The organism is Pseudomonas sp. HMWF006 (genome assembly GCF_003061205.1).
In the GTDB taxonomy this organism is placed as follows: Bacteria; Pseudomonadota; Gammaproteobacteria; order Pseudomonadales; family Pseudomonadaceae; genus Aquipseudomonas; species Aquipseudomonas monsensis.
Window position 1 is genome coordinate 1 of record NZ_QAIU01000413.1, and the last position, 3,203, is coordinate 3,203.

4 protein-coding genes are annotated in these 3,203 nt (G+C 62.4%); all 4 read left to right on the top strand.

Features of this window, described 5'->3' with window-relative positions; all coding sequences use genetic code 11:
• Positions 1 to 840 (top strand): chemotaxis protein CheA (locus tag DBR24_RS16990; protein ID WP_146189073.1); only part of this gene is annotated, 840 nt, incomplete at its 5' end.
• A 49-nt stretch (positions 841 to 889) separates the two neighbouring features.
• Entirely contained in the window at positions 890 to 2,026 is a 1,137-nt protein-coding gene (locus tag DBR24_RS16995; RefSeq protein WP_123465791.1) for a chemotaxis response regulator protein-glutamate methylesterase, read from the top strand.
• Positions 2,026 to 2,766 carry a flagellar motor protein gene (locus tag DBR24_RS17000; RefSeq protein ID WP_128615323.1) on the top strand — a complete coding sequence of 247 codons (741 nt, stop codon included), beginning with the start codon at positions 2,026 to 2,028 and terminating at the stop codon, positions 2,764 to 2,766. Before DBR24_RS16995 ends, DBR24_RS17000 begins: the two co-directional genes overlap by 1 nt.
• A gap of 15 nt (positions 2,767 to 2,781) precedes the next feature.
• The coding region (locus DBR24_RS32530; RefSeq protein ID WP_305889045.1) for a flagellar motor protein MotB at positions 2,782 to 3,203 on the top strand (422 nt) is incomplete at its 3' end.

Below are 3,203 nucleotides of genomic sequence, written 5' to 3' on the forward strand. Positions count from 1 at the left end.
CCGCTGGTCCACTTGGTGCGCAACGCTGTCGACCACGGCATCGAGTCGCCGGAAGAACGCGAAGCGTCGGGCAAGGCCCGTGGCGGTCGCGTGGTGCTGGCGGCCGAGCAGGAAGGCGACCACATCCTGTTGTCGATCTCCGACGACGGCAAGGGCATGGACCCGAACGTCCTGCGTTCGATCGCGGTAAAACGCGGCGTGATGGACAAGGACGCGGCCGATCGCCTGAGCGATACCGAGTGCTACAACCTGATCTTCGCCCCGGGTTTCTCGACCAAGACCGAGATCTCCGACGTGTCCGGCCGCGGTGTCGGCATGGACGTGGTGAAGACCAAGATTTCCCAGCTCAACGGTTCGATCAACATCTACTCGACCAAGGGCCAGGGCTCGAAGATCGTCATCAAGGTGCCGCTGACCCTGGCGATCATGCCGACGCTGATGGTGATGCTTGGCAATCAGGCGTTCGCGTTCCCGCTGGTCAACGTCAACGAAATCTTCCACCTCGACCTGTCGACCACCAACGTCGTCGACGGTCAGGAAGTGGTGATCGTGCGGGACAAGGCGTTGCCGTTGTTCTACCTCAAGCGCTGGCTGGTCAGCTCCGCCGCTCACGAAGAGCAGCGTGAAGGCCATGTGGTGATCCTTTCGGTGGGCACCCAGCGAATCGGCTTCGTCGTCGATCAACTGGTCGGCCAGGAAGAAGTGGTCATCAAGCCATTGGGCAAAATGCTGCAGGGCACTCCGGGCATGTCCGGCGCCACCATCACCGGTGACGGCCGCATCGCGCTGATCCTCGATGTTCCTAGCATGCTCAAGCGTTACGCCGCACGGCGTATTTGAATCCGGGGCAGCGGGGCGACAACGTCCCGCTGCACCTAATGGAGTGTTTATGGCAGTCAAAGTCCTGGTGGTGGACGATTCGGGTTTTTTCCGCCGCCGCGTCTCGGAAATTCTTTCAGCGGATCCGAGCATTCAGGTGGTCGGCACCGCAACCAACGGTAAAGAGGCGATTGATCAGGCCCTGGCGCTCAAGCCGGACGTGATCACCATGGACTACGAGATGCCGATGATGGATGGCATCACGGCAGTGCGGCACATCATGCAGCGCTGCCCGACCCCGGTGTTGATGTTCTCCTCGCTGACCCACGAAGGCGCCCGGGTAACCCTGGATGCGCTGGATGCCGGCGCGGTGGATTTCCTGCCGAAGAATTTTGAAGACATCTCGCGTAACCCGGAGAAGGTCAAGCAACTGCTGTGCGAGAAGGTCCATAGCATCTCGCGCAGTAATCGTCGTTTCAGTGCCTACAGTGCGCCGGCTCCGGCCGCTGCACCGACGCCTGCGCCAGCACCGGCGGCATCGAGCTTCAGCAGCCACAGCACCAGTGCTCCGGCTCGCCCGGCACCGGCGCCTGCTCCGGCGCGCGCTCCGGCTGCCAGCGCTTCGTCGCCGGCACCGAAACGCAAAGCCTACAAACTGGTCGCCATCGGTACCTCGACCGGTGGCCCGGTTGCCCTGCAACGGGTGCTGACCCAGTTGCCGGCGAACTTCCCGGCACCGATCGTGCTGATCCAGCACATGCCGGCGGCGTTCACCAAGGCGTTTGCCGAGCGTCTGGACAAGCTGTGCCGCATCAGCGTCAAGGAAGCCGAGGATGGCGACATCCTGCGTCCGGGCCTGGCGCTGCTGGCACCGGGTGGCAAGCAGATGATGATCGACGGCCGTGGCGCGGTGAAAATCCTCCCGGGCGACGAGCGTCTGAATTACAAGCCGTGCGTGGACATCACCTTCGGTTCCGCCGCCAAGTCCTACGGTGACAAAGTTCTGGCGGTCGTCTTGACCGGCATGGGCGCCGACGGCCGTGAAGGCGCGCGCCTGCTCAAGCAGGGCGGCAGCTCGGTCTGGGCGCAAGATGAGGCAAGCTGCGTGATCTACGGCATGCCGATGGCCATCGTCAAAGCCGACCTGGCTGACGCGGTCTACGGCCTGGACGACATCGGCAAGCACATCGTCGAGGCGTGTATCTGATGGATGTTCTAAGCCTTATCGGGATCATCATGGCGTTCGTCGCCATCATCGGCGGCAACTACCTGGAAGGCGGTCACCTCGGCGCGCTGGCCAACGGCCCGGCGGCGCTGATCGTCCTCGGTGGCACCATCGGTGCCGCGTTGCTGCAATCGCCGATGAGCGCCTTCAAGCGCGCCATGCAGACCCTGGCGTGGATTCTGTTTCCGCCACGCGTGGACCTGGCCGGCGGCATCGACCGCGTGGTCAACTGGAGTCTCACTGCGCGCAAGGAAGGCCTGCTCGGCCTGGAAGGCGTGGCCGATGCCGAGCCGGACAACTACTCGCGCAAGGGCTTGCAACTGCTGGTCGACGGCGCCGAGCCGGAAGCCATCCGCAGCATTCTTGAAGTGGATTTCTACACCCAGGAAGCCCGCGATATCGAAGCGGCGAAAGTCTTTGAGAGCATGGGCGGCTATGCGCCGACCATCGGTATCATCGGCGCGGTGATGGGCCTGATTCACGTGATGGGCAACCTCGCCGATCCGACGCAACTGGGCAGCGGCATCGCCGTGGCGTTCGTCGCGACCATCTACGGCGTGGCCAGTGCCAACCTGGTGTTGCTGCCGGTGGCGGCCAAGCTCAAGTCAATCGCGTTGCGGCAGTCGCGTTATCGCGAAATGTTGCTGGAAGGAATTCTGTCGATCGCCGAAGGTGAAAACCCACGCTCTATCGAGCTGAAGCTTCAGGGCTTCATGGATTGATGGGGGTAATGGACTATGGCTCGCCGCAGGCATCAGGAAGAACACGTTAACCACGAGCGCTGGCTCGTGTCCTACGCGGATTTCATCACGCTGCTGTTCGCTTTCTTCGTGGTGATGTACTCGATCTCGTCGATCAACGAAGGCAAATACAAGGTCATTTCCGAGGCGCTGATCGGGGTCTTCACCGACTCCGACCGCTCGCTCAAGCCGATCCCGATCGGTGACGAACGACCGAAAACCGTGACCCCGGCCAAGCCGTTGGTCAAGGACGCCGAGCAAGTCGACGCCGGGATCGCCGGGGCCAGTGATCCGCTGAAAAGCATCGCCGATGATATCAGCGCCGCATTCGGCGACCTGATCGCTTCCAACCAGATGACCGTGCGCGGCAACGAGTTGTGGGTCGAGATCGAACTCAACTCCAGCCTGTTGTTTGGCAG

Excerpts from the sequence above, each read along its gene's own strand:
- DBR24_RS16995 (WP_123465791.1), top strand. The coding sequence starts at position 890 with ATGGCAGTCAAAGTCCTGGTGGTGGACGATTCGGGTTTTTTCCGCCGC.
- DBR24_RS17000 (WP_128615323.1), top strand. The coding sequence starts at position 2,026 with ATGGATGTTCTAAGCCTTATCGGGATCATCATGGCGTTCGTCGCCATC.